This is a genomic window from Paenibacillus ferrarius (assembly GCF_002027705.1).
Lineage (GTDB): Bacteria > Bacillota > Bacilli > Paenibacillales > NBRC-103111 > Paenibacillus_E > Paenibacillus_E ferrarius.
Window position 1 is genome coordinate 100972 of record NZ_MBTG01000002.1, and the last position, 26755, is coordinate 127726.

A 26755-nucleotide genomic window follows, 5' to 3' on the forward strand; every position below is an offset into this window, starting at 1 on the left:
AACTCATCGCTCCTATTCTACTTCGTTATTTGTGCTGCTTTATGGGCGTGTGCCTCCACTGATGGTTTACGGTTTCTAAAACGGATAAGCTTCACGATGAAAACAAGCGCTTCGGTCAATAAAACGGCACCGGCAATGTCAAGAAGCGCATGCTGTTTCACGAACAAAGTGGAGATGATGATGCTCCATGCCGCTATAAAAATCGCCGTTCGCGCTTTTCGCTCAAAGCTGCAGCGATAAGACGCCTTCAGCACAATGTAGCTGGTCAGGACATGGATACTCGGGAAGCAGTTGAACGGCTTATCGGTCGCATAAACGAGTTTCACAAGCCCGGTTAGCCAGCCGTCGTCAATTATCGGCGGTCTGGGTACGGTCGTTTGATACGCTGCATAAATAAGGTAACAGGAAATTAGCCCTGCGCATAAGGCAATCAAGCTGCGGTAGTAGACGATTCTATCCTTCAGAAACAAGAGGATGAACATGCCGAATATGAACGGGTACCAGAACAAGTACGGAATAATAAATACCGGAATGAAAGGGATCAGATGGTCTAAATCGGTCATCAGATTACCGACATTGCCGCTGCCGTTATTCAGCAGTCCGTAAAATATGTTCAAAAACGGAATTGCAAGCAGCCAAAGCAGTGGAAAATAAGTGTCAAGCTTCGATGATTTAATGTTGTTATCGGCGCCAGTTTTATCCGCGCCCATCAAGATACCTCCCTTTTGCGGCAGACGTATACGAAAGCAGGCGGAACGTTGAGAGGGACAAAATGAATGCGCTCGATGTCAAATCGCTGGCTGAGCTGTTTCCGCATCTGCTGCGAATACTGGAAGGCGATGAATAAGCCGCCCGGCTTCAGCGTCGTTTCAATCTGGTGCATTAATTGCTCACGCAGAACAGGCGGAAAATTAAAAAACGGAAGGCCGCTCAAGATGCAATCCAGCCCATCGATTCCTTCTCTCTGTAAGGCAAGCTGCATGCTGCAAGCGTCGGCATAGCAGGCAAAGTCCCGAAACCGGGTGGACAATTGACTGCGCAGCTGTTGGTCTTTTTCAAATACGAGTACTTTTGCCTCTTTATGCAGAACCTGTGCCAGATGTCTGGTAATAGCACCAGTGCCACCCCCGAGCTCAGCAACGCTCCTAACTTGATTCCATTGAACGGGCTCGAGCATTTTTTTGGCCAGAAACACAGAGCTCGGCGTGACACTTCCGATCTGGCTCGGCGCACGCATGAATTTATATAAAAATAACAGCTGCTCTTGCATCACTCTAATCATGAAAAAGCTCTCCTCTCATCACCTTTCGATGCACATATCGTAACGAAATATTCTGAAGAGTATGCGAAGGAAAAAGTAAAGGAATTATGAAGAAATTTTGAAGAAATAGAAAACACGGATTCCCCATCGATATTCCAGATGATTTTCACTAGGGATTTCCTCCTCTTTGCCTTACTGGCTAGTTTCTTTATACCCTTAATCCTACTCGGTTTGGTTCTTTTCAAACATCGATGCAGCTTACATTTCAAGCAGTAATCTTACATTTTCGTCATGAATGTGCTAATATTTTCCCAAAAACCAAAAAGCCACCCCGCTAGTATAGCGAGGCAGCTGATTTAGCTTTTATTATTAAGATTTCACGGATCCGACCATCATCCCTTGAATGAAGTGTCTTTGCAAGAACGGATAGACAAGCAGGATTGGGATCGTCGCCACAACAATGACCGCCATCTTAATCCCTTCCGGAGAAAGAACAAGCATTAATTCTGAAGAAACATCCGATTGGCCAAACTGGTCTGTAAATACAATTTCTCTTAATCGCACCTGCAGCGGTATCCAGTTTCGATGGTCGATATAGAAAACAGCTTCGGCATAACGATTCCAATGACCTACCGCATACATGATGCCCATTGTCGCCATAGCGGGTTTAGACAGCGGCAGTACAATGTTCCACAATATCCTAAACTCCCCGCAGCCATCAATTCTAGCAGAATCCAACAATTCCGACGGCAAGTTGAGAAAAAAGGATCGCATAACGAATAGATTAAAAGCGCTGATCGCCATAGGAAGCATCAAAGCCCAGAGGGTATTGAGCAGTCCGAGCTGCTTCACCAGCAAATAATTCGGAATTAACGGAGCGCTGAAAATAAGTGTAAACAGCACCATGATCAGAATGGATTTGCGAAACAAATACTCTTGTCTGGATAAAGGGTAAGCAAGCGTTGTTGTCATAAACAGATTGATCAATGTTCCAAATACGGTAATGATGACACTATTCCGAAAACCAATCCATATGGTTGGATCCTGAAGAATTAGCTTATAGCTTCCGAGTGTGAACCCAACCGGCCAAAGTGCAACCTTTCCTGCGTTAATCGCGACGTTATTGCTTAAGGATTGCGCAATAATATGAATAAGAGGAAGTATCATACTGAGTCCGAGAGCCGCTAACAATATGATGTTGAATATATTAAACATTTTATGACCTTTTGTCATAATCATCGTGAACTGCCTCCTGTCTCCTTCCGGATCAATACAATCCTTCGCCGGTCATCTTTTTGCTGAATGTGTTGCTGAGCGTAATCAAGGCTAGACCTACAACTGATTTGAACAATCCAATGGCCGTCGTGTAGCTATACTGACGGTCAACCAGTCCAGACCGGTATACAAACGTATCAATAATTTCTCCATTCTCATTGTTAAGCGGGTTAAGAAAAACGAAAACGCGCTCAAAACCAAAATCGAGGAAGTTGCCGATATGAAGCAGGAACAAAATCACAATCGTTGGCAAAATACTTGGAACGGTGATGGAAAATACTTGCCGAACGCGGCTTGCCCCATCAATTTGGGCGGCTTCATACAGATCGGGATTAATCCCTGCAATAGCTGCTAAATAGATGATGGTTCCCCAACCGCTATCCTTCCATATCCCGGATGTGATCATAATCGTACGAATGTAACTATTTTCCCCCATGAAGTAAATCGGCTCGATGCCAAATAAAGAGAGTAGATGATTGACGATTCCCGTCGAAGGCGACAGTACGCCTACAACAACCCCGCCGACGATGACCCACGACAAAAAGTGCGGCATGTAAACGACGGTTTGAACAATCCTCTTATACGCCATCATCCTTACTTCATTGATCAGTAGAGCCAAAATAATAGGAACCGGAAAGGCGAAAACCATATCGTACAAACCGATTAATATCGTATTTTTTAAAATCTGCAGGAATTCCGTATACGTGAACATTCGCTGGAAATTATCCAGGCCAACCCACGGACTCCCCTTTATCCCTTTGAAAATATTGTAGTTTTGGAAGGCGATCACCGAACCCATTAACGGGATATATTTAAACAGCAAAAAATAAATAATTCCCGGCAATGAAATCACATATATCGGCCAATGTTTTCGCATAAAAGCCCACTTCTGACTCCGCGATGAGAAATTGTAAATCGTTCGATCGGATGGCTGAATTTTACTGGCCATGTTTTCCTCCCCTTCATGCATGCTACATCAAATGTACTTCTTTATCTTACAAGGGTTGTAAGCAGGTAGCGATGGTGAAACTTACTGCGCTTTGTGTTTTTTTACGATTGAAAATAGGGCATTAAATCTCGATGCCGTAACGCTTGGCAGCACTTCGATACAGCCAATCCTCCGCAATAGGATAGGCTGTGTCTTGATCAATCCAGCCCGCTTCGATTTGGTTCCAGAGGAATTCGGCCACCAGCCGTTTGATCACCGCAATTTTGCCGTAGCTCCACTCCATCGAGCGGGCATCCGACACGATCAGCGAGCTTTTGATGGCTGGAAGCGCTTCTAGCCTGTACTGCATGCTGTCCCGGTACGTGCTTGCCCGGAAGTTAAACCACCAATGACCACCGACATGAACATTCGGGAAATTCCATGCCGCCTGCACGATATCCAGATTGTTCAGCTCAGTGGCTACCACTAGCTCAAACGTGCAGGCATACGTTTCAAATAAAGCCGACAGCTTCAGGATACGAGACGGGTCATTCGCTGGAACAGCAGTTCCGCACCACGATCGCTCAACCCCAAGAAACAACTGAAGCAGCATGCCTCTTTGCTCGACAGCCGCACATACCTCGTGCAGAAGCATCATCAGAATCTCGTCTTTGGTGCTGCCTTGCTCAATGACTACTTTGCGGTTGGCACTCGCTTCATATGCAGGCAGCGTCGTCATGATGCCCTTGCAGCCGTCATCTTTGTACTTGTCCAACAATTCCGCCAGCTTCTCACGCGCGTGCGTGAATGCTGCTGCTGGGTCATCTGACGATGCGATCTCTTTGACCCAGCCGCCTAATTTCCCATCAATGCGCGGAATCAGAATCGCATTCTGCTTCATCCCCTGGAACTCCGCATGCTCCGGGATATTCACAACGAATCGGCGTGCCTGCATGCGATCTGCCACCTCTTGCGCCCAGCCGGCGCTTCGTGCGGACTTCCGAACAGCAGCGTCGGCTTCCCGAATGGAGGCTGCGTCCTGGATCACAATCCCGTACAAATCTTTGAAAATATGGGTGAATGCTATATTCATCAATGTGTTTCGTGTTCCATGGTAAGCTTCCAAAAATGCCGCTATCCGCGTTTCCTCGGGAAGCTCCATCGGGTCATCTGGATAACCTGCCGCCTGCATCTCGCGAAAGAGCCAGAAATAGTGGGCAATCTCCCAGAAATCTGCGGCACAGAGCCGATCCCCCACAAGATGAGTGTGTGTATCCAAAACAGGCAGTCCCATGATATGCTCCGCGAACGATTCTCTACTCGTTTTTATCCCGATACTCATTCCTTTTGCCTCCTCTAATTACAACTATCATCTGATGGTACAATGAGGGCATTATCTGTACCATGGGCTATCTTCCGCAGGGTTGTGATTTTTTATGGTGTTGGTGGTCTATAAGGGAGAAAACAAAAAAACACCAAAAGGACTTCAAGTCCGATTGGTGTTCTCTGATTTGCTGCCGTCACCCTGCAAGAATTTGATCAATAAGGTTCAATTCTTCTTCGGTAAAATTCGGCTGCTTCAATGCCGCTATATTATCATCCAATTGCTTCACTTTGCTTGCTCCTATTAGCGCAGAAGTCACATGCCCTTTGCGAAGAACCCAGGCCAATGCCATTTGAGCCAGACTTTGTCCTCGTTCTTGAGCTAATTTGTTAAGAAGACGCGACTTAGCTATCTTTTCTTCCGTAATATCCTCTGGTCTTAAGAAGACACTTCCCCCCGCTGCACGGGAGTCCGCCGGAATGTTATCCAAATACCGATCCGTCAGAAGCCCCCGAGCTAGCGGACTGTAAGCGATCGACCCAACGCCTTCTCTAGCCAGCAGCTCTTGCAGGCCTTGCTCCAAGCGTCGTTCGAACATCGAATAGTGGACTTGATGAATAATGAAAGGAGTCCCTTGGTTCTTCAATAGACGGACGGCTTCCTCCGTCTGCTCCGCATTATAGTTGGACACCCCAACGTAAAGCGCTTTTCCCTGACGAACAGCCTGATCTAGGGCTCCCATCGTTTCTTCCAATGGCGTTTCGGTATCAAAGCGGTGCGAATAATAAATATCGACATAGTCCAGGCCTAGTCTTTTCAAGCTTTGGTCGAGGCTGGCGAGCATGCTTTTACGAGAGCCGCGCTCCCCATAAGGGCCGTCCCACATACGGTAGCCAGCTTTGGTCGCAATGATCAGCTCATCGCGGTACGGAAGTAGATCTTTTTTCAAAATTTGCCCAAAAGTCTCTTCAGCCGAGCCTGTCGGCGGTCCATAATTATTCGCAAGATCAAAATGCGTGATGCCCAGATCAAACGCATGCCGCGCCAAAGCTCTGCTGTTCTCGAACACATCGACGCCACCGAAATTATGCCATAACCCGAAGGAGATTGGCGGCAGCTTAAGGCCGCTTCGTCCCGTGCGATTGTACGGCATTTCCGTGTAGCGATTTTCATTAGCCAAATAGTTCATTCGATTTACCTCCCAGAAATAGACGAGCGTCCTTGCAGCACCGGATGCCGGAAGACCAGGCTCAAACCGTTTCCTCATGCTGTTGATTCTTATGTCGGTTCGGGCCTGCATGGCACCATATCGTAACAATCGGATCGTCCTCGCTTGAATGGAGGTGATGATCCTCACCAGGCTCAACAATGATGATATCGCCGGTAGTCACCGCAATATGCTCGCCGTTAATCTCCATCGTTCCGGTTCCTTGCATAATGACGAACGCTTCACAATCTCCATGGACATGATAGTCCCTTCCATCCGGCCCGTCATTCGTATGACTGCGTTCTCCCCGCTTCGCGAAAGAAAGACCGCCTGAAGATAAATAAGCGCCTGGCAAAACATCCTGCAAAATATGACCGTTCTTCTTCTCCTGCAAATCGCTTAAACGCAGCTTTTTCATGGGTCATTCCTCCATTTTCAAACGGTAAAGGCGGCTTCGGAAATCGCCTTTCCAGATTGGTAAATTAAGACCTATATGCATCAATTCGTCACCGCCGAAGCATTCTACTGTCTCATCCGCTGCATCTGCATCGAACAACTGATAATTGCTTCCTGCTTCCAAGCCCTTAAGCCGCAGCTTTTTAAGCGGTGCATTCGGTTCTGACAGCACTTGGAAATAAGCGACCAAAGCTTCCTTCCGATCTTCTGAAACAAACATCCAAGCTGCATCGACGCCATGAAAAGGAGAACTCAATCGGTAAAACTCTCCGAATTGGATCAATGGCCGCAGTTCTTTATAAAGTGCAACTTGCTGCTTCACGGCTTCCTTTTCTGCTTCTGTCAAAGTGGTCAAATCCATCTCATAGCCGAAATTGCCCGACATGGCCACATGACCCCTTATATCCAGCGGCGTCGTGCGATGCACTTGATGGTTAGGCACCGCGGAAATGTGGGCGCCCATCGTGCTGATCGGATAAACGATGCTCGTTCCATATTGAATTTTCAACCGTTCCACAGCATCCGTATTATCGCTCGTCCATGTCTGCGGCATATAGTAGAGCATGCCGGGATCGAATCGGCCGCCGCCGCCGGAGCAGCTTTCGAACAGCACATGGGGGAAAGCGGAAGTTACCCGCTCCATGACCTCATATAGCCCAAGCATATAGCGGTGGGCCGTCTCGCGCTGCCGCTCCGGCGGGAGCTGAGCGGAACCTATTTCCGTCATGTTTCGATTCATGTCCCACTTAACATATGTGATCCGGCTGCTTGCAAGAATATCGCTCATGACCGTTACGATGTAATCCCTTACATCTTGACGCGAATAATCCAGGATGAGCTGCTGTCTCGCTTCCGTCCTGCGCCGGCCAGGCACGTGCAGGCACCAGTCTGGATGCGCGCGATACAAATCACTGTCTGGGGATACCATCTCAGGCTCAAACCACAGACCAAACTCCAAATCTTGACCATTCACTCGGTTTGCCAAATCGGGCAGTCCCTCTGGAAGCTTGTTGTGATCAACAAACCAATCACCAAGCGAGCTCTTATCGTTGTCTCGTTTGCCGAACCAGCCATCGTCCAGTACGAGAAGTTCAAGACCAAGCTCCTTGCCAACTTTGGCAAGCTCCACGATTTTAGCCGCATCAAAGTTAAAATAGGTCGCTTCCCAGTTGTTAATGAGAATCGGTCTGTGACGGTCACGGAATTCCCCACGGCATAATCGTGTGCGGTACAGCTTATGATAGGTGCGCGACATCCCGCCAATGCCTTCCGATGAATAAACGAGAACAGCCTCAGGCGTTTGAAAGGTTTGCTGTGCTTCTAGAAGCCACGAGAAATCAAACGAGTTAATCCCCATGACAACGCGCGTTGTTCCGTAGGGGTCCACCTCCGCTTGGGCAACAAAGCTGCCGCTATACACCAGACTGAAGCCGTAGGCATCGCCATGATCTTCATCCGCTTGCTTAGAAAGCAGGGCCATAAAGGGATTGAGCGAATGGCTGCTGCTTCCCCGGCGGCTCTCAATCACCGACCCGCCTGTCACAATTGGGCGGCGCTGGATATGACGCTCGCGCGCCCATGTGCCTGACAAGTGAAGCATATCCAAGTCGCAATGAGCTAGATCCAGGCCAAAGCTTAAGGCTCTGAGCAGCTTGATCGGCCGACTCCCCACATTTACAAACCTTACAGAACGTGTTATTACATCGAAATCGCGAAATACGGTGTACGTAAGAATTACTTTCAAACCAATCGTTTGATCGATCAGCGTGATATCCATACTCTCTGCTTCTCGTTCATCTTCTACATAGGTTGCCGGCAATCCTTCCAGCTGTGGCTTACCGGCATAAATCCGGTGGGACTCATAGAGGAGTTCGCTGACAGTCGTTCCGTCATCCATCTGAACTTGATAGGCGGGAACACGAAAATCACTGCCCCCATATGCCGGAAATTCCTGCGGCAGCGTGTCCAGCGACAGCGTTAGATCATTCGGATCGGTCGAAGGCGAGAAAGAACAACGACGGCGTATAGCCAGCAAGCCTCCCAAATGGCTTCCCCTTACCCTGCGTCCCCAATGCACGTGAGCAAGATATTTCGATTTCATCAATTGCATGATATAGCTGGATGACTTTCCTTGAAGATGGAAAGTTTGTGAAGCCGCATCGAAGACAATCCCCATACCCCGCATCTCCTCCGTATCTGTTAAATTTTCACATGTTTCCAAGCCATGCGTTTAAACCTAAAATAAATCAAATTTGAACGCAAATATTGATCGCAGGCCACAGCACTCCATAAGCCGAACATGCCCCACTCAAAGATATAAACAAACAAGTAGCTGAGTAAGACCCTTACTCCCCATACGCCGATTAAAGTGGAATATAAGGGATAACGCGTATCTCCGGCTCCTCGCAACGCTCCACCCAGAACAAACTGCGAGATTTGAGAAACTTGAATGAAGCCGACAATCCGCAGAGCCCACGAACCTTCACGAATGATCGTTTCGTCACTCGTATAAAGTCTAAATATATGAGGAGCGAAGATGATAAATGCAGCTCCCATGATGCCGCCCAGTAGCATGCCGTACTTCCTGACTTGCCATACATACCGCTCGGCAAGATCAGGCTTGCCCACGCCAAGCGTCTGACCAACTAATGTAGAAGCCGCTATAGCAAATGCAGCCCCCGGCATGAAGGAGATGCCGATGATACTCGTCACAATTTGTGAAGCTGCAACTGCAACCATCCCCAGTCCTGCACAAATTTTGACAAAGGTCATAATGCCCAGACGCATAATAAGCTGCTCAAGACTCGTCGGGATGCCAATTTTCAACATACGGAGAACCATCTTGGTATCCAAACGGCTAATATCTGTCAAACCGATACGGACGGCAAATCTTCCGCTGAACATGACCGCTATGAAACAGACCATAGCCCCGGCCTGCACCAGTAAGGTGGCAATGGCAGCCCCTGTGACGCCCATTTCCGATGCTCCGAGATGCCCATAAATCAACACAAATCCGAGAGAAATGGAAAGGCAGCCCGATAATACATTAATTTTCATCGGAGTCCGAGTATCCCCAGCCCCTCGTAAGATAGCGGACAAGGCGGATGAGATCGAAGAAAAGCCAATAGATAGAAACATCAACCTCGCATATGTCAAACCATATTGGACGACCTCCGCATTCGCTCCCATCAAGCGCAGCATATCTTCCGCACAAGTAACGCCAAGCAGTACGATGATAATAGACAGCAGGGAACCGAGCAGGAGCGACTGCCCAGCAGCTCGGTTCGCATCCGTCATCTGTCCCGCTCCAGTGGAACGGGCGACAATAACCGTCGTCCCCGTATTGAGCGCCGCAAAAACGACAGTCATTAATAAATAAGGCTGGCTCGTTAAGCCAACTGCCGCAACAGCAGTCGCTCCCAAGTGACCAACCAGAATCATCATTACCATTTGCGTAATATTTATCAGCAGCATCTCTGCCAAAGATGGGCCTGCCAGCCCAAAAATGATCCGACGAACAGCCTTTTCATCTTGTGGATCAATCGTAACAGCTTCGCTCTTGTCGAACTTTAACCCTGAACTCATGGCCGGCCCGCCATTAGATGTTCCATCCAGGCAAGTAAGCTTTCGTATTGCGCAGCATCTGATCGAACAACACCTCAGCCTGATTCACATCCATATTCACCAGGGGATCATTCACGAATGCATGAAACGCCAGCCCTTTGTCCTTTTGGAGAGCAGCCTTCAGAATAAGCTCCTGATTCATCGCATGACGAAGCACCAGATTATTCACTTCCATCGGAAGCTCACCTGCATAAACAGGGCGCAAACTGTTCGCGGAGAACTCAGCATTCGTCTCTACAACAACACCCAACGGCATATTTTTCATTTGCCCCACATTAGGAACGTTGATATTGGTAACAAAACGCTGCAAGCCGATCAGACCTTTCAGCTGTCTAACTTCTTCCTCTCCTGACGCCTTAAGTGGAAGCTTTTCTTCGCCGCTAAGCAGCTTGCCATAAAACAGCTCTGTTGCTGCATGCTTTTCGACACGGCTTTGTACCGTCGTTAATCCAAACTTCCATGCGCGAACCGTTTCCGCGTCTTTCATATACCAAGGAGGCATGAACTCCGCCAAGTGACGGTCTCCTGCCGCTGCAATGACGCCATATCGCCGAAACAAATCAAACTTCACGCGGTTGGCTGCTGTATAAGTGTTCGTCATCCATGCATCTTTGTTGTGCTCGAAGCCGGATTCAAAATATTTATCTACAAACTTCCGATACATGGGAATTAAGTCCATATTCTGATAAGTTGCTTGATCGACCCATGTAAAATGATTAATGCCAAGCACATTCACTTTCACTTCATCGCGATGTACGCCTTCTATCCCTTCCATATCGCGCAGCATGCGAATCAAAAGTCCCTGCGTTCCAAAAATCTCATGGCAGCACCCAAGCGCTTTAATTTTAGGAAACACCTCAAACAATGTTCGCGTACAAAGGGTCATCGGATTCGTATAGTTGAACACCCAGGCATCCGGCGAGAATCGCTCAATGGCTTGGGCAATTTCCACATACATGGGAATCGTGCGCAGCGCTCTGACCAGTCCACCGGGACCAGTCGTGTCCCCCACGGCTTGATAGATCCCATATTTCTCTGGTTCATGAACATCCGATTCCATTTCGCGGAACGTTCCAGGAAGGATCGAAATGAACACAAAGTCGCATCCGCTCAGCGCCTCTTGGAGCGTCGGATAAGCCTTATACGTCCATTTGGACTTCGCTTCTGGGTAGTCAGCAACCGAGTTGCCCAATTTCTCATTATTTTTGGCCTTGTGATAGTCAAGGTCATACAAACGAATCGTGCCGGACAATTGATCATCAAGCGCCAAATCAGCAATCAGATTTTTGGCCCAATACATAGAGCCGCCACCAATATAAGCGATTTGGATTCCGCTGACCTTCTCATTCGCAAATTTCATGTTGCCCTCCTCATTGACTTCCCATTTCTCATCTTGGCTGAATCATCGTCCATACGTTATCAGTATAGAAAACAATTCCACAATACGGCATGGCAAAAATTAAGTGAGGTTGTGGTTTTTTACACTTTTCAACAAACCGGAGAGCTTTTTTCAACAACTGGGGCGGCGGTTTATTTGCGGAGAGATGGGGGTTGGTGGGGGGGCTTAAGGGGCTGTCCCAAGAGGGGATCAGTCTATGAACGCATGGAGCTTCTATTGGTGGAAAACGATGGAACTTGGAGCGAATAAGAGTCTCTGGTTATTTGACGCAGAGTGGAGGTCATGTTCGCAGCTCCTAGATTCTGAAAAGCCTGCGAAAGTACAGGCTTTCTCGACCAAATCGTGTGAAAACATGGGAAAGCCTGCGATTGTGCAGGCTTTTTAAGCTTTTTCATTCTGGATTCGAAAAAAGGTCTCAAAAAGATGCATTATCGCAGGCTTTTTACTATTTTGCTGGTTCTCAAGAACAAAAGGATGCATTATCGCAGGAATTATGCGAAATATCCGGACGAGTCCGAGGAATTCTGCCAGCATGAGCAGAACCAAGCCATTCAACTCAAGCCGCCGGTGGTGGTGTTGGTGGTGGGGCTGGTGATGCTAGTGAGTGGTGGTCGTGCTGCTGGTGCTGGGATGCTACTGGTGTTGGTCGTGCTGCTGGTGTTGGTCAAGCTGCTGGTGCTGGGATGCTACTCGTGCTGGTCTTGCTGCTGGTGCTGGGATGCTACTCGTGCTGGTCGTGCTGGTCGTGCTGCTGATGTTGGTCAAGCTACTGGTGCTGAGATGCTACTGGTGTTGGTCGTGCTGTTGGTGCTAGTGATGCTAGTTACGCTGGTCGTGCTAGTGGTGCTGGGATGCTACTGGTGTTGGTCGTGCTACTGGTGCTGGGATGCTACTAGTGTTGGTCGTGCTGTTGGTGCTGGGATGCTACTAGTGTTGGTCGTGCTGTTGGTGCTAGTAATGCTAGTTACGCTGGTCGTGCTAGTGGTGCTGGGATGCTACTGGTGTTGGTCGTGCTACTGGTGCTGGGATGCTACTAGTGTTGGTCGTACTGTTGGTGCTGGGATGCTACTAGTGTTGGTCGTGCTGTTGGTGCTAGTGATGCTAGTTACGCTGGTCGTGCTAGTGGTGCTGGGATGCTACTGGTGTTGGTCGTGCTACTGGTGCTGGGATGCTACTAGTGTTGGTCGTACTGTTGGTGCTGGGATGCTACTAGTGTTGGTCGTGCTGTTGGTGCTAGTGATGCTAGTTACGCTGGTCGTGCTAGTGGTGCTGGGATGCTACTGGTGTTGGTCGTGCTACTGGTGCTGGTCGTGCTACTGGTGCTGGTCGTGCTGCTGGTGCTGGTGGCGGTAGAGGTGGCGGGACTATCCGCAAGGGGATCCGCATATGAACTGAACACTTCCTAACTAACATTACAAAACGCCTCCAAACCACCATTCACGGCTCACCGATTTTGAAAACCTGCAAAAGTGCAGGCTTTCTCGATCAAATCATGTGAAAACATCAGAAAACCTGCGATTATGCAGGCTTTTTAAGCTTTTCCATCCTGAAATCAAAAAAAGGCTTCGAAAGGATGCATATTCGCAGGATTTTTAAGCTTTTCCATCCTGAAATCAAAAAAAGGCTTCGAAAGGATGCATATTCGCAGGATTTTTACTATTTTGCTGGTTCTCAAGAGTAAAAGGATGCATTATCGCAGGAATTTTGCGAAATATGCGGACTAGCCTGAGGCAATATGCCAACATGAGCAGAATCAAGCCAATCAAGCGACTCCAGCCACCCTACCATGAAAGTGTGTATAAATAGAAAGACAGGTATAACCCAGCTGCCAGCCGTCTTTCCGAAAAAACGCAATTTTTCGAGTTCTGGTGGTATTTGTATGGTGCTGGTGCAGTGCAGGTGTGGTGTTTGTATGGTGTTGTTGCGGTATTAGTACGGTGCTGGTGTAGTGCGGTATTAGTACGGTGTCGGTGCAGTGTTGGTGCGATGTTGGTGGTATAGAAGATAATGCTGGTAGTAGAGGTGGCGTGACTCCCCCACAAGAGTATCCGCATATGAACTGAACGCGTCCCGACTAATATTACTTAACGCCTCCAAAACCACTGCGAAAGTGTGAATGGAGGCGTTGTGTGAAGGCAGGTTACTAATCCAAAAATGGCTTTTGGGACTGCCCCATTTTGCCGCAGAGTTGAAGAATAACTCGCACCTCCTAGATAGAATTAGAGGCCTTCGAGACTTCTATTTGCCGAAACGGCGAGGACTGGAGCCGAAAAAGTGAACGAGCGCTACAGCAACCGCAGTAAGCGTAGAATTGTAAATCGGTTGCGCACGAACAGCGCATCTTGCAGTGACGCCTCTACGAGCTCGGGTTCTACGCCGAGCTGCTCGGTCGTCACTGGTCCCTGCACAGCCTCGAGCCAAGCACTCAGCTGCTCGGAGGCTGGGACCGCTTGGGCGATGGCTTGCACATCGCCCCACTTTTGGACGATGCGCGCCTTCAGCGCTGCCGCATCAACGCCTTGGCCATTCGCCGGGAAATTCTCGGCGATGACTTGCTCGGCCATGGCCCCATAGGCTTGCCGGATGCGCTTCGCATCCGTAAGCTCGCTGGGGGCCTGGCTTTGCGCTAGGCGCGCGGCGGCGTCGCGCCATGCAGCAGCGCCCGGCGACGCTGCTGCAGAAGCACCATCTCCCAATAATGGGAGAGATGGTGCTCAGCCCCCGAGGCCGGCCGCGAGTGGCCGACGAGGAGCATGGAAAGGCCGGATAGAATCAGGCCTTCCGTCAGCTTTAACAAGCCGAGATCGGTGCGCTGGGCGATCTCTTCCACGTGAGCCGTGCACATCTCCACGGCATCCCGTGTTAAACGAGCGCTCAGCTCGCAGTAGTGCTCGTCAAGCAGAACCCGGCCGAGCGACCAATCGGCTAGTGAAGTGTGCTTGCCGAGCATATCGCCGAAGCCGGCCGCGATCATCGCCTGCGGCGCCTCTGCCAGCAGTGCGAGATCGGCGAAGATCGCCTCCGGCGCGCTGGCAGGGATCGTCATCTTGAAGCCGCGAACGATCAGCGGCGCTCCCACAGACGCGAAGCCATCGACGGAAGGGGCCGTCGGAACGGACAAGAATGGCCGCTTCGTCCGATGGGCAACGAAACGCACAATATCGTGGAGGGTCCCCGATCCTACGGCGATCAAGACCTCTGAGGAAAGCGGCGTATCCAGCAATGTCTGGACGATCGATCGCTTCTTCATCCGCGGCGACTTCCCCCATCGCGTTCTCACGAATCACGCTAAGGCTAACCTTGATCTGCGCATTTTCCAGCCATTCGCGCAGCTTCCCGCCTGCAACCTCATACGTTCTAGTATCCGCAACGAGCGTGACTTCACGATAGCCGTTTTCGTTCAAATAATGAGCCACCTGCTTCATGGCATCACGCTCTATCACGATACGCCGTATCGGAATTTCATGCTGCTGCCCACACCCGCAATCTATTTTTCTTCCCAGCCACGTATTTAAAATCTCACTCATCTGCACACTTTCCTTCCACCTGAACATTTGAAAAGTCCTGAGCTTCCTCCAACATGTACGTACAACTAAATATACCCCCTATTCTAGCAAATTCCATGCTATAATGATACACATTCTGACTGCCAAACTAGCAGTGAGAGGAGAGTAGCTAGATGCCTATCCAAACAGAAACGGAGCTATATGCTCCGATTAAACAATATTTCGAGCAGCTGGGCTATACGGTTCGGGCTGAGATCAAGCACTGCGATTTAGTCGCGATACGCGGGGACGAGCCGCCAATCGTGGTAGAACTCAAAAAAAGCTTCAATATCCCGCTTCTTGTGCAAGGAATTGACCGCTTGCGTCTGACAGACCAAGTGTATGTCGCTTTTGAGCTTCCCAACAAAGGCCGCGCCCCTCATCGTCTGCAATGGGAGGATGTAAGGCGTCTGTGCCGAATGCTCGGCTTGGGCGTTCTGACCGTTCAATTCTACAAACGCAAAAAGCCCGCAGTTGACCTCGTCTGCGAGCCTAGTCCTTATATGCTGCGCCACAATAAGCGGGCGGCTTTGCGTGTCGTTACGGAGTTTCATGAACGCAGCGGCGACTACAATGTCGGCGGCAGCTCGAAGCTGAAGCTGATGACCGCCTACCGTGAGAAGTCCCTCCACTGTGCTTATCTGATGCGCGAGCACGGCCCTTTAAGTCCCCGTCAATTACGCGATTTCACGAGTAATAAAGCCGTAAGCTCGCTGCTTCAAAAAAACTATTACCGCTGGTTTATCCGCCAAAGCCGCGGCATCTATCATATTACGCCAGCAGGCGAGAAAGCTTTAACCGAATATGCGCATGTTGTTGCTGCTTATTCGGCAGCAGCGGATGACTCGGCCATCCGTCCGACGATCTAAGAGCGGACAATAACCCGATTTACATTCGTTTCTTCTTTCAGCATCGTAAGTGCCTTATTCATCCAGATAGCAGCTTGTGCGCCTTCGCCCATGGCGATGGTCACTTGCTCCGCATGAACGCCCACATCGCCGGCTGCCCAGAGGAATGGCACACTTGTCATTTTGCTCCGGGGATCGGTCATGATGTGGCGATTCTCCATGCGCTCCGCGCCAAGCTGCCGCGCCAAATCCGACTTCACTTCATTCCCGCCGAAAGCAATGAAACCTCGCTCAGCTTCGATTCGTTCGCCATTTGCCAGCAGTACTCCGCGGAAAGCACCTTGAGCTTCCTCAGCAATAACCTCTTGAATATCTGCTAGAACATAGGTAACTCTCTTTTGCCTCAGCTGTTCAAGCAGCTCTTTGCTGATGACACGATGCCCATGATTCACATAAATCAGCTTGTCCGTACGATCGCTAAGCTTCACAGCCATGCCCGCTCCGGCATCACCTGATCCCATTACAATCGTCTGCCTATTTCTAATTTCATAACCATCGCAGTCCGGACATACATAAACGGTCAAACCAAGACATGCCTTCAGCTTGGACAGCTCCGGCATTCGATCCATTAAGCCTGTTGCGAGAAGCACAGTTGGAGCTTCATAGCTCTTGCCTGACTTGCCCCAAAGCTCAAAACCATCGCCGGGCTTTCCTTTATTCACGGCCTGAACGACTTCATCTATAACAAATGAGACTCCCAGCTTCTCGGCTTGAAGCTTTCCCAGCCGCCGAAGTTCGTCTCCGGATACGCCGTCCGGCCAACCTAATAAGTTATGATAGCTTTTGCAAAGCGTAGAACGGCCATAACCGGCGTCAAGAACAAGAACACGATGTTCATACCTGCCCAGCTGAATAGCTGCTTGAAGTCCTGCTATGCCGCCGCCAACAATCAGACTGTCGTATTGTTCCATAATTGCGTCCCTCTTCTCCTATCTGCTCTTACCTAGGATATCCGTGTTATGACGCTTTCATGCTCTTGGCTATTTATTGTTAATGGACCACACTAACCCGATCTGCGTCATCGCCGCGATCATCAGAATCCAAGGAATTAAACCGCCATCCAAATTGCTGCCAAAAGAAATCAAACAAATAATTGAAATGACACGACCGACATTCAGGAAAAACTCGCGAACAACGACACTTTCGACTTTTAATTCCCCTTTAAGCGGAAGCTTAGCGATAAGACCGTAGTAATATCCAGTCATCGTATTCCCTTGCAGTGGGGAGAAAATCGAGTATAAGATCATAAAGCCAACTACCGACCACACGTTAATACTTCCCATCAGCAAAGAGACACCAATCAAGTAGCCTACGGTCGAAATGATTAAGTAAAAACGAGCTTTGCTCGCATTCGCGTATTTCGATATGAAAATCCCCGTAACGATGCTTAAGCTGGAGTAAAGCACGCCTAAGTAGCCCACGATATCTTCTCGCGGCATCACTTTAAACAGAAGAATATTGGGCAGGAAAAGCATCGTGCCCTGCAGCAATCCAATTCCGAAGAAACCAAGCAAAGCTTTGAGCCATGCCCGTTCTTTTTTCATGAGAAGGCCAGTCAGCTTCAAATAATAAACGCGATGATGCCCGCCAGAGGCTTTTATTTTCAAAGAAATCAATGCGGCCAGTAAGAACATGACAAAAGCAATACCGAATACAATGGTATACCCGCTTAGCCCCTCTTTTAAACGGATAATGAGCCCTGCAAGCGCAGGCCCTGCCAAAGTCGCCACTGTGAAAAAAATCATATTAAAAGCGAGATACCGAATCCGGTTCTGCTCGGTTGATACATCGTACATCAAGGTTAAATAGCCGACCCAGTAGAAAGCGCTTGCCAAACCATTAAAAATAGCAAACAACACATAATATTCGACTAATCGCTCTTGAGCAATAATAACACTCAGGTAAAATAAACCGACCAGCATAATGCCAAGCCGATAGGAAACCATGCGGTCTTTCTTCTTGATCATCCACCCGCCAATCGCAAAACCAATCGGGGTTAAGATGTAAACAATCATACTGTATGTACCATTCACAACAACGCTATGCGTCAGCCGCCATAAATACAAATTCAAAAAAACCCCCGACATCGAAGCGCCGAATTGAAAGGTAGAATGGATAATAAGTGAAATAACTGCCTCTGAAGATAACTGTTTCTCACGCGGAAGAGAATTTCCTCTGCTTTGCAGCCAATTCCTTATTCTAATATTCATCGTAGTCGTAGACCCCCAGTCGTTCTCTTTATTGTAACAGCCATTGCCGTTCCTGTTAAACAGCAAAAAGCCTCAGCATTGGCGCTGAGGCTTTGTTACCGCTCATTAGAGGCTTACTTCTTAAGGCTATCCCATGTTTTCTGGAATTCATCCAGCATTTGATCTTTTGTATACTTCTTCGCGACATAACCTTGCATGATATCGCCGAATTTTTTACTGGAAGCTTCGCCGCCTGGGAATTTGAACCAGTTCCAGCTAAGTGTTTTGCCAGCTTTGCTGTAAGTGATAATGTCTGCTGCTAAAGGTCCAAGAACTTTTTCGTCAGCAGGAATCGTTTTGAAAGCTGGGATGAATTTGAATTCATCTGTAATGTATTTTTTACCTACATCGGAGCTAACCATCCAGTTCAAGAACTTTTTCGCTTCGTCTTTTACAGCTGAGTTTTTGTTGATAACCCAGTTGTTTGGAACGCCTACGAACAATTTATCATTGGATGCAGCATCATCGTTGATCGGCATTGGCAAGAAGCCAATTTTGATGTCTGGATTTGTTTTGGTAATTTGAACTTGTGTCCAGTTACCTTGTTGCGTCATAGCCGCTTTGCCTGTTGCAAAGTCAGTAACTTGTGTATTGTAATCGGTTTGCAGCGGGTTTTTGTTGCCATATTTCAATTGCAGATCAAACAGGTTGACCCATTGGTTAAATACATCGTTGCCCGGAATTTTCGCTGTGCCCTTGTTTAAGCCGTCAATGAAAGCATTTGGATCTTTCTGATAAGCAAACGGAAGGTTTACGAAGTGATTCCCAAGTACCCACCACTCGCCATAACCTGTTTCAAAAGGAGTGATTCCTTTCGCTTGCAGCTTTTTAGCAGCATCTTCCAGTTGTGTAATCGTTTTTGGCAGCTCAGTGATGCCAGCTTGTGCGAACAGGTCTTTATTGTATTGGAAGCCATAACCTTCAAGGTTCAGCGGTTGACCATACAATTTACCGTTTTTGGTCATTGGCTCTTTCGCCACATCTACAAGATCCTTCACCCATGGTTGATCGGAGAGATCTTCCAGGTTGTCGATCCATTTGTCAAGGTCGCTAAATCCGCCGTTGTTGAAAATATCCGGTTTGTCGCCGGAGTTGAACTTCGCCAGCAAAGCTGCGCCGTAATCCGCGCCACCGCCAACAGTGTCAACTTGAATTTTCACGTTAGGGTTTAATTTTTGATATTCTTGCACTAATTTGCCCAATTGGTCAGCGATTTCCACTTTAAATTGGAACATTTTAATGGTTACTGGTTTGCCAGCAGCAGGAGTTGTAGTTGCAGCCGCACCTGTGGATGCAGATGGGGATGGTGTTGTTTCTGTTTTCTTGCCACAGCCTGCAACAACGACGGAAAGTGATAATACAGCAGCCATACTGATCATCGTTAATTTTTTCATTGAGGTAAAGCCTCCCTTTTTTGTGTGTACTCAGCTTACCCTGATGACGAAGGTTTTATTAGCTCGTTATCAGCTTATAATTGTATTGTAAACACTTTCTTAAACCCTTAACACGGACAATATTGAACATAAAGGTGGAAGATTTTGAACATAATAGCAGATCTGTTAACCTTTTACGGAACCTGCTGTAATTCCTTCCACAATATGTTTCTGCATTGCCAAGAAGAAAAGAACGATAGGCAGTACGCCTAGTGTCAAGCCTGCCAGAGCCAAATCCCATTGCTTCGTATACTGTCCGAAGAAGGAGAAAGTAGCCAGCGGGATCGTTCTCAAATCCGGATTATTCAATACGAGCGAAGGCAGCAGATAATCGTTCCAAATCCATAAGCTGTTTAGAATAATAATGGTTGTGGACATCGGTTTCAAAAGCGGGAATACAATCCGCCAGAACACACCGTAAGGTGAACAGCCATCTACCGTTGCCGACTCTTCGATTTCGAGCGGAATCGATTTGATGAAACCATGATATAAGAATACGTTAAGCGAAACACCGAAACCAAAGTAACAAACGACCAAACCAAGCTTGCTATCCATAAGCCCAACTTGACTAGCCACGCGAACCAGTGGGATCATGATGGACTGGAATGGAATAACCATCGCCGCTACGAAAGCAAGAAAGACCAAATTATTGAATTTGCTTGCTTTGCGGACCATGCGATAGGCAGCCATGGAGCTGATAATCACAAGTCCAACATTGCTAAGTACGGTTATGATAAGAGAGTTCAGAAATGCCGTAGGGAACTTCATAATCGTCCATACTTTTGTATAGTTATCCAAGTATAAGCTTTTTGGCAATTTCGCGGTATTCGCAGCCAGCTCAGGGAACGTTTTGAGCGAGTTTACGATGACGAAGTAGAACGGAACCAAGAACAACAGGGCGATGATAATGCCCAGAACTTCCAGCGTAAACAGGCGTCCGGTATATTTTTTGACAGAATCCATTATACTTCAACCTCCTTGCGTTTCGTATACATCACTTGGATGGTCGAAATAATGGCGACGACAATGAAGAAGATGAACGCTTTCGCAGTTCCCAAACCATACCGATTATTACGGAACGCTTCTTGATAAATATTGATGGCTAGTGATTCCGTTGAGTTGAACGGGCCCCCTCTAGTCAAGGAGAAGTTCAAGTCAAACATTTTGAATGACCACGAGATCGTCAAGAACAGACATACGGTAACAGCGGGCATGATCAGAGGAACAATGATGCTGCGCAGCACTTGCACACGACTCGCACCATCAATATAGGCTGCTTCGATCATATCCTTAGGTACATTGGACAATGCGGCAATATAGATAATCATGAGGTACCCGGCTCCTTGCCAGACGCTCACAATGACGATCGCCCAGAAGGAAGTTGTTGCATCCCCCAGCCATGGAAGCTCAAAAAATCCGATATGCGTCAAGCTTCCGAGCGTTGCAAAGCCTTTAACGAAGATGAATTGCCAAATGAAACCAAGCAGCAATCCGCCAATAACGTTAGGCATAAAGAAGATTGTACGCAGAACATTTCGGCTTTTCAATGATTGTGTCAGCAACAAAGCAAGTAAAAAGCCGACAACATTCGTGAGAACTACGTTCGTTACTGTCATACGTGTAGTGAACCAGAACGCATTGCGATAATCTTTGTCTTCAAACAAAATGTGTTTAAAATTATCCAATCCATTGAATTTCACGTTCGTGGTGACGCCGTTCCATTCGGTGAATGAATAATAGATACTCATGAAAAATGGAATTAAGACAATCAGGGTAAAGAAAACGAGTGCCGGGCCCACAAAGACCCATTGTTGCATAACTCCCGAGATGCCTTTATTAGTTTTCATGGGAATATTCCCCCTTACGATTATGTAACTTTCTTTCATTATAAATTTCTATTTCCCGCTGCAACACAGATTATCGTGATGCATTAGGTGGAATTTGTTGACCTCTCCTGCTACAATGTAGGGGAAAAACTCCAATAAAGAAACTGAGCTGATAGCCGTTGATCCGTCATAGCATGCGCAATAAATTGATTCTTTTTTTGCTTATCGCTACCTTAGTCCCTTTCATTACCTCCATCGTGGTATCCTATATGTTCACCAAGGAAAAGGTCACAGAAGACACCGTTCGTACGAATTCAGCCCTTATCTCCCAAGCCAAAATGAATTTATTAAACTATCTGAACGGCGTGGTACAAGCATCCTCCACCATCTATACAGGAATTCATCTTTCCGAGCTGGGACAGTTGTACGAAATTTTGCAACGGCAGCAAGAGATTGATTACATGAGCGATAAAGTCATTTCAAGCGGACTCCAAGTCATGTCCCATTCCATCAAGGAAATTAAACAAATTTACTTGTATGCTGAAGTCAGCAACCGCTCCTATCTCAGTGTTAACGATTTTTCAAAAAGCGTGCCTGGGAAGTATGAGAAACTTCCTCCTTTTCCTGAACAGGAAACTGTCTATATTGAAACAACACACGAAAGCAGCAGCTATGGAGTTCCAACTACAATCTATATTGCTCCTTCACCCGTACTCTCTATGCATCGCAAGCTCATGTATTCACCGAACAACACCTCGATCGGCGAGCTCATCATTGATTTTCAGTTGGATCTCGTCTCGGAGATCTCCCAGAGCGTGTACACCCATGATGAAGAGGAACTGTACATTCTAGACGAACATGGCCGCATTGTTTTTGGTCCTGACACCTCCAAATGGGGGCTCCCGCTGGAAGAAAGCTGGGGCAATGAAGCGACTCACAGTAAGCTTGATAAAGGCAGCTACGAATGGAGCAAAGGCGCCTACGCAGGAATCAATGTTTATGAAAAAATGAAAACCGATTATCTCGATTGGACGATCGTCAAACGTCTGCCTTACGAACAATTAACCAAAAATGCCAGACAACTAACATTCATTAATTCCCTTATCCTAACTTTTTTTATGTTAATCGTCATAGCGGGAACCATTTATATCAGTATCCGCTTCACAGAACCGATCAAACAATTAATTCGCTATATCACACGAATCCAAGCTGGACAGGTACAGCTAAATCAATTAACGACCGACATTGAACTAACCCGCACAGATGAAATGGGCATTCTCGCCAATCGGTTTCATACGCTTTTGCAGGATTTGAATCAAATGGTCATGCGGGAATATCGTTTGGAGCTGGCTAACAAATCCAATCAATTAATGGCGCTGCAAGCTCAGATTAATCCGCATTTTCTGAATAACGCGCTGCAATCCATTGGTACACTAGCTTTGCAGCATGAAGCGCCCAAAATCTATACGTTAATTTCTTCCCTTGCCAAAATGATGCACTACAGCATGAACACGAACGAATCCGTCGTACCTTTGCGCAAGGAAATCGATCATATTAAAGCTTATCTGGAGCTGCAAAAACAGCGTTTCGAGCATCAGTTCGAAATTATATATGAGGTGGAAGAAAGCACCAAGGATATTTCTGTTCCGAAAATGATCCTTCAACCTCTAGTTGAGAATTATTTCAAGCATGGCTTTAAACCCAGCACAACCGCTACAGGCTTATTACGGATTGAGGCAACGAAGTATATAGTAGGCGAACACGATGAATTCTTGCAGCTTATTGTTGAGGATAATGGGGTCGGGATTACGGAAGAGCGGCTTCGCGAGGTAAAAAACAGGCTAAATACCCCTTTTATCACGGAAGCAGCTTGTATTGGCCTTAGCAATGTTTTGACTCGAGTACGGTTATATTTCACGGATGACGCCCTACTGGAGATTGAGCATGCCCATCCCCAAGGTCTACGGATTGTGATCCATATACCGATGAAAAAGGGAGCAATCGAATGAAAGTTTTACTAGTCGATGATGAGAAACATGTACGCGATGCCATCCGGCTGCTTGTGAATTGGAAACAACATGGCATTGAAACCATTCTGGAAGCGCAAGATGGCGAAGCCGCCACCGAAATGGTCTTGCAGCACCATCCGGAAATCATTATGACCGACATGATGATGCCGATCATGAATGGCGTGAAACTGCTGGAATGGCTGCAGGCTTACGCGCCAGACTCCAAAACTATCGTCATCAGCGGCCATGATGATTTCTCTCTGCTTCGCCATACGTTGAAATATGGTGGAACGGATTATATTCTTAAACCGATTGATCAGGAGCAGCTGAATGAAGCTTTAGTGAAAGCCATTCAGGCTTGGATGAAGGATGAGGAGCTGCGGCATACGAGTCGTGAGCTGAATATTGAAATGAATCAGATTAAGCCCATGTACTGGGATAAGCTGCTCTCCAATTTGATTGCTGAGCCTTCTTCTTATGATGCTGCCGCTGAGCAGTTGGACAAGGAGCTTTATTTAGGCCGTCAAACCAGCCATTGCCGCGTAGCGATATTATCGTTGGACACGATGGAACGCAGTGTCAAAAACAAATTCAGCCAAAACCTGGATCTATTGCTTTTCTCGCTCATCAATATCAGCAATGAATTTCTGCTGAAAGACAGGCGCGGCTACGCTTTTCGTCACTGGAACAGTGAGAATGAAATCGTGCTGCTTCTTTGGAAGGATCAGCCGGGCGCTGAAGCCTTCCTGACTACAATTAATGAAGGGATTCGCACGGCCCTCCACACCCGCGTAGACTTCGGCATCGGCAGCTCGCATGCTTTTCCTGCTGATTTGTCCTTATCTTATCAAGAAGCCCGCATCGCTTTGCGACAACGAAATCTGAAAGCGAAAAATACCTGGATTCATAGCACGCTCAATCGGATCACGGCAACTCAGCCCACCCTGACCTTCAGCCATTACGAGGAACGCATTCAACTCGCTATACGCAGTGGCAGCTTGGACCAGATTGAACAGACTGTTCAACAGTGGATTGATTCCGTCAAGCAAAGCGAGGTCGTCACCTTGGAACAGCTTGACCATTGGTGGCGCGAATATAGTGTCATGAAGCGTCGCTGGATACAGCAATTCTTCTCCAACATTAGTGAAGACAAAGTGAAACAAATGCTTTTGGACGAGCCCACCAGCTTAATCGTTCCACTCGATGAATATGGCATTCTATCCTTGTCTCTATGGCAGCAGGAGCTGACACGGAGCATTATGCATCTCTCCAAGCTGGTGCTGGAAAGCCAGCATAAAGACAAAAACGTTATTTTTGAAATCGCGGAGTTTCTGCAAAAGCATTATCACGAGGATATCACGCTGCAGGATATTGCCAGTCGCTTTTATTTGAGCCGCGAGTACATCTCACGGAAATTCAAGCAGCAATTCGAGGTCAATCTCTCCGATTATTTGGGGGAAATTCGCATGAGCAAAGCGAAGATTCTCCTGCACAACCCGCACCTGCGCATTTCACAGGTTGCTGAGATGGTTGGGTACCAGGATGAGAAATATTTCAGCAAGGTTTTCAAGAAGTTGGAAGGCATGACACCCAATGAGTATCGAAAAACCGCGAATTCTATCTAAAATTCTGTAAAAAATATGGAATATGTTATACTACTAGACAGAGGTGATTTTCATGAACATGCCCATCGAGACGACGACTGCGAATTCGTTTCCCCGAGCTTCGAAAGCAACGAAAGCAGGGAGGAAGACGTACGTTTACTTGTTTGTGGGCTGGGTCATGCTGATCGCAATCGGAGTGGCAGCAGCAATGATGTACACAGAGCATTTGAAGCAACAAATAGCAACCGATATCGCACAGCAAACCCAGCAGCAATTGCAAGTCATTCAACAAGACTATCAGCAGCAAGTAACCGGACTGAAAGACAGTGTGAGCACCGAAATGAAAGCTTTGCAGACAAAGGTAGATTCCTTGAACGAACTGCTCGCTTTCACCAAGGACAGCGCCAACAGCAAGACGGATAACAGCAACCAGCTTTACACGCAACTTGCGGAAGTGAAGAAGAAGCTTGAAGAGCTTCAGAAGAATCTGGATGTGTTGAAGTAATGACAGGCGTTCAGCAGATTAACCGTTTTTTTCTCTTAGCGTGTGCCCCGTTCTTAGGCATGTTGATATGTCTGCTTTTCATTTCCATGAAAATTCCAATCAACCCCTTGGCGCCACTTGCTTCTGCGACATTTAATGTTCACCCAGATACGCTATCGCTCGACAGCAAGCTCACCAAAGCCAACAGTGACGCCTTGCAGACGAAGTCCATCATTCAGCAATATTTTGCTGTCTACGAAAAAAGCAACGCAGAAGTAACTGCCTTGCTCCAGAACGCCGCCGCACAAGCTGCCAAACCTGGCATCGTCTACGACGCGCGTATCACAGCCAAGCTGGGAAGCCCGATTCGGCAAGCTTCCTCAGGCAACATTGACCTTAAATTATTTTCTTTGAATGAAAGTAACTATAAAGGTTATGCTCTTAAAGTAAATCTCAAAAGCGATAAGGCCATTAAGCTCGTCCTCGGCAAGGACAAGATGGGGTCCAGTGAAACCACGCTGGAAGCCGTATCCCGTTATGGAGCCATCGCAGGTGTTAACGCAGGCGGCTTCGCCGATGACAACAAGGGCAAACGGTATCCTCTGGATACAACCGTCATGAATGGGAAGTATGTCAATGGGTTCTTTCCTACCAATAACGACACGACCTTCATCGGGCTCAACAAAGACCGCCAGCTGATTGGCGGCAAATTCAGCTCGCAGGCTGAGCTGGATAAGTTGAATCCTTGGATGGGATCAACCTTTGTACCGGTGCTTTTGAAGAACGGCAGCAAAACGTCCATCCCTTATCAATGGCAAAGTTCCCCTGCCCGTGCGGCTCGCACCGTTATGGCCAATTACAAAAACGATCAGCTTTTGTTTATCGTGACGGATGGTGTCAACGAGAGCGGCAACTCAGGAGCTACGCTGGCTGAATTGCAGGACAAAATGCAGCAATTAGGCATTGTTGATGCCTACAACCTCGATGGGGGCGGCTCTACCACCCTGGTTATGAACGGCAGCGTCATCAATCGGCCTTCCGATGGGAAGCTGAGACCGCTGGCCACGAACTTTCTATTTTTCAAATGATCGAAATTATTCACACATTATTCGTTTCTTTTTTGCGAATGGTTGGGTATAATAAGCCTTAACTATATGCAATTCGTTTACAACCCTATAGGAGGTGCAGCATGTTTGGTTTATCATCAACATTTTGGCTCGTTA

Annotated in this window: 23 protein-coding genes and 2 pseudogenes; 6 read left to right on the forward strand and 19 right to left on the reverse strand. The window is 47.6% G+C overall.

Translation table 11 applies throughout. The features are described from left to right. Positions 1–17: 17 nt before the first annotated feature. From BC351_RS03200 to BC351_RS03245, 10 genes are all read right to left on the reverse strand, one after another. Positions 18–710, reverse strand: coding sequence for a phosphatase PAP2 family protein (locus BC351_RS03200; RefSeq protein WP_079409269.1), 693 nt, complete (start codon positions 708–710; stop codon positions 18–20). Then, entirely contained in the window at positions 710–1282 is a 573-nt protein-coding gene (locus tag BC351_RS03205) for a class I SAM-dependent methyltransferase (RefSeq protein ID WP_079409270.1), read from the reverse strand. The genes BC351_RS03200 and BC351_RS03205 overlap by 1 nt, the downstream gene beginning before the upstream one ends. A 348-nt stretch (positions 1283–1630) precedes the next feature. Next, the gene (locus tag BC351_RS03210) at positions 1631–2494 is read right to left on the reverse strand and encodes a carbohydrate ABC transporter permease (protein WP_411830237.1); all 864 of its coding nucleotides are present in this window, start codon (positions 2492–2494) and stop codon (positions 1631–1633) included. 34 nt (positions 2495–2528) lie between these two features. Next, positions 2529–3485, reverse strand: coding sequence for an ABC transporter permease (locus BC351_RS03215; RefSeq protein ID WP_079409272.1), 957 nt, complete (start codon positions 3483–3485; stop codon positions 2529–2531). Between the two features lie 121 nt (positions 3486–3606). Next, complete coding sequence (locus BC351_RS03220; RefSeq protein WP_079409273.1) at positions 3607–4806, reverse strand: glucuronate isomerase; 1200 nt, start codon at positions 4804–4806, stop codon at positions 3607–3609. Between the two features lie 178 nt (positions 4807–4984). Next, entirely contained in the window at positions 4985–5977 is a 993-nt protein-coding gene (locus BC351_RS03225) for an aldo/keto reductase (protein ID WP_079409274.1), read from the reverse strand. Positions 5978–6038: 61 nt separating this feature from the next. Then, positions 6039–6413, reverse strand: a complete 375-nt coding sequence (locus tag BC351_RS03230; RefSeq protein ID WP_079409275.1) for a cupin domain-containing protein — start codon at positions 6411–6413, stop codon at positions 6039–6041. Positions 6414–6416: 3 nt separating this feature from the next. After that, the gene (locus tag BC351_RS03235) at positions 6417–8627 is read right to left on the reverse strand and encodes an alpha-galactosidase (protein ID WP_079409276.1); all 2211 of its coding nucleotides are present in this window, start codon (positions 8625–8627) and stop codon (positions 6417–6419) included. A 23-nt stretch (positions 8628–8650) separates the two neighbouring features. Continuing rightward, entirely contained in the window at positions 8651–10036 is a 1386-nt protein-coding gene (locus BC351_RS03240; RefSeq protein ID WP_079409277.1) for an MATE family efflux transporter, read from the reverse strand. Positions 10037–10049: 13 nt separating this feature from the next. After that, entirely contained in the window at positions 10050–11435 is a 1386-nt protein-coding gene (locus BC351_RS03245; protein WP_079409278.1) for a family 4 glycosyl hydrolase, read from the reverse strand. Between the two features lie 1313 nt (positions 11436–12748). Between BC351_RS03245 and BC351_RS43805 the strand changes: the two genes are divergently transcribed. Beyond that, positions 12749–12880 carry a hypothetical protein gene (locus BC351_RS43805; RefSeq protein ID WP_279628300.1) on the forward strand — a complete coding sequence of 44 codons (132 nt, stop codon included), beginning with the start codon at positions 12749–12751 and terminating at the stop codon, positions 12878–12880. Between the two features lie 879 nt (positions 12881–13759). On the opposite strand, the gene BC351_RS41360 is transcribed toward BC351_RS43805, so the two are convergent. The 4 genes and pseudogenes from BC351_RS41360 to BC351_RS43810 form a co-directional block, all read right to left on the reverse strand. Next, positions 13760–13942, reverse strand: coding sequence for a sn-glycerol-1-phosphate dehydrogenase (locus tag BC351_RS41360; protein WP_144028259.1), 183 nt, complete (start codon positions 13940–13942; stop codon positions 13760–13762). Between the two features lie 158 nt (positions 13943–14100). Then, positions 14101–14319 (reverse strand): iron-containing alcohol dehydrogenase, encoded by a 219-nt coding sequence (locus BC351_RS44250; RefSeq protein ID WP_167388002.1) that lies wholly within the window; start codon positions 14317–14319, stop codon positions 14101–14103. Positions 14320–14514: 195 nt separating this feature from the next. Then, a pseudogene (locus BC351_RS44255) lies at positions 14515–14724 on the reverse strand (iron-containing alcohol dehydrogenase); the annotation flags it as partial. Beyond that, a pseudogene (locus tag BC351_RS43810) lies at positions 14723–15028 on the reverse strand (iron-containing alcohol dehydrogenase); the annotation flags it as partial. The pseudogenes BC351_RS44255 and BC351_RS43810, both read right to left, overlap by 2 nt. A gap of 125 nt (positions 15029–15153) precedes the next feature. Here BC351_RS43810 and BC351_RS03265 point away from each other — a divergent pair. Continuing rightward, positions 15154–15888 carry a DUF2161 domain-containing phosphodiesterase gene (locus tag BC351_RS03265; protein ID WP_079409281.1) on the forward strand — a complete coding sequence of 245 codons (735 nt, stop codon included), beginning with the start codon at positions 15154–15156 and terminating at the stop codon, positions 15886–15888. On the opposite strand, the gene BC351_RS03270 is transcribed toward BC351_RS03265, so the two are convergent. From BC351_RS03270 to BC351_RS03290, 5 genes are all read right to left on the reverse strand, one after another. Then, positions 15885–16838, reverse strand: a complete 954-nt coding sequence (locus tag BC351_RS03270) for an NAD(P)/FAD-dependent oxidoreductase (protein ID WP_079409282.1) — start codon at positions 16836–16838, stop codon at positions 15885–15887. The two genes, BC351_RS03265 and BC351_RS03270, sit on opposite strands and share 4 nt — an antisense overlap. Before the next feature lie 69 nt (positions 16839–16907). Then, on the reverse strand, positions 16908–18137 hold the full coding sequence (locus tag BC351_RS03275) for an MFS transporter (RefSeq protein ID WP_079409283.1): 1230 nt from the start codon (positions 18135–18137) through the stop codon (positions 16908–16910). Positions 18138–18250: 113 nt separating this feature from the next. Next, positions 18251–19570: an ABC transporter substrate-binding protein gene (locus BC351_RS03280; protein ID WP_079409284.1), complete on the reverse strand. Its 1320-nt coding sequence runs from the start codon at positions 19568–19570 to the stop codon at positions 18251–18253. A 165-nt stretch (positions 19571–19735) separates the two neighbouring features. After that, a complete protein-coding gene (locus BC351_RS03285) occupies positions 19736–20572 on the reverse strand; it encodes a carbohydrate ABC transporter permease (RefSeq protein ID WP_079409285.1) in 837 nt (278 codons plus the stop codon). Continuing rightward, entirely contained in the window at positions 20572–21456 is an 885-nt protein-coding gene (locus BC351_RS03290; RefSeq protein ID WP_079409286.1) for a carbohydrate ABC transporter permease, read from the reverse strand. Before BC351_RS03290 ends, BC351_RS03285 begins: the two co-directional genes overlap by 1 nt. A 173-nt stretch (positions 21457–21629) precedes the next feature. On the opposite strand from BC351_RS03290, the gene BC351_RS03295 reads away from it, so the two are divergent. From BC351_RS03295 to BC351_RS03310, 4 genes are read left to right on the forward strand one after another with little or no spacing between them, the layout of a single operon-like run. Next, the gene (locus tag BC351_RS03295; RefSeq protein ID WP_144028262.1) at positions 21630–23444 is read left to right on the forward strand and encodes a cache domain-containing sensor histidine kinase; all 1815 of its coding nucleotides are present in this window, start codon (positions 21630–21632) and stop codon (positions 23442–23444) included. After that, complete coding sequence (locus BC351_RS03300; RefSeq protein ID WP_079409288.1) at positions 23441–25069, forward strand: response regulator; 1629 nt, start codon at positions 23441–23443, stop codon at positions 25067–25069. The genes BC351_RS03295 and BC351_RS03300 overlap by 4 nt, the downstream gene beginning before the upstream one ends. Before the next feature lie 52 nt (positions 25070–25121). Beyond that, positions 25122–25553, forward strand: coding sequence for a hypothetical protein (locus BC351_RS03305; protein WP_079409289.1), 432 nt, complete (start codon positions 25122–25124; stop codon positions 25551–25553). Continuing rightward, complete coding sequence (locus tag BC351_RS03310; RefSeq protein ID WP_079409290.1) at positions 25553–26620, forward strand: phosphodiester glycosidase family protein; 1068 nt, start codon at positions 25553–25555, stop codon at positions 26618–26620. The genes BC351_RS03305 and BC351_RS03310 overlap by 1 nt, the downstream gene beginning before the upstream one ends. Positions 26621–26755: the final 135 nt, after the last annotated feature.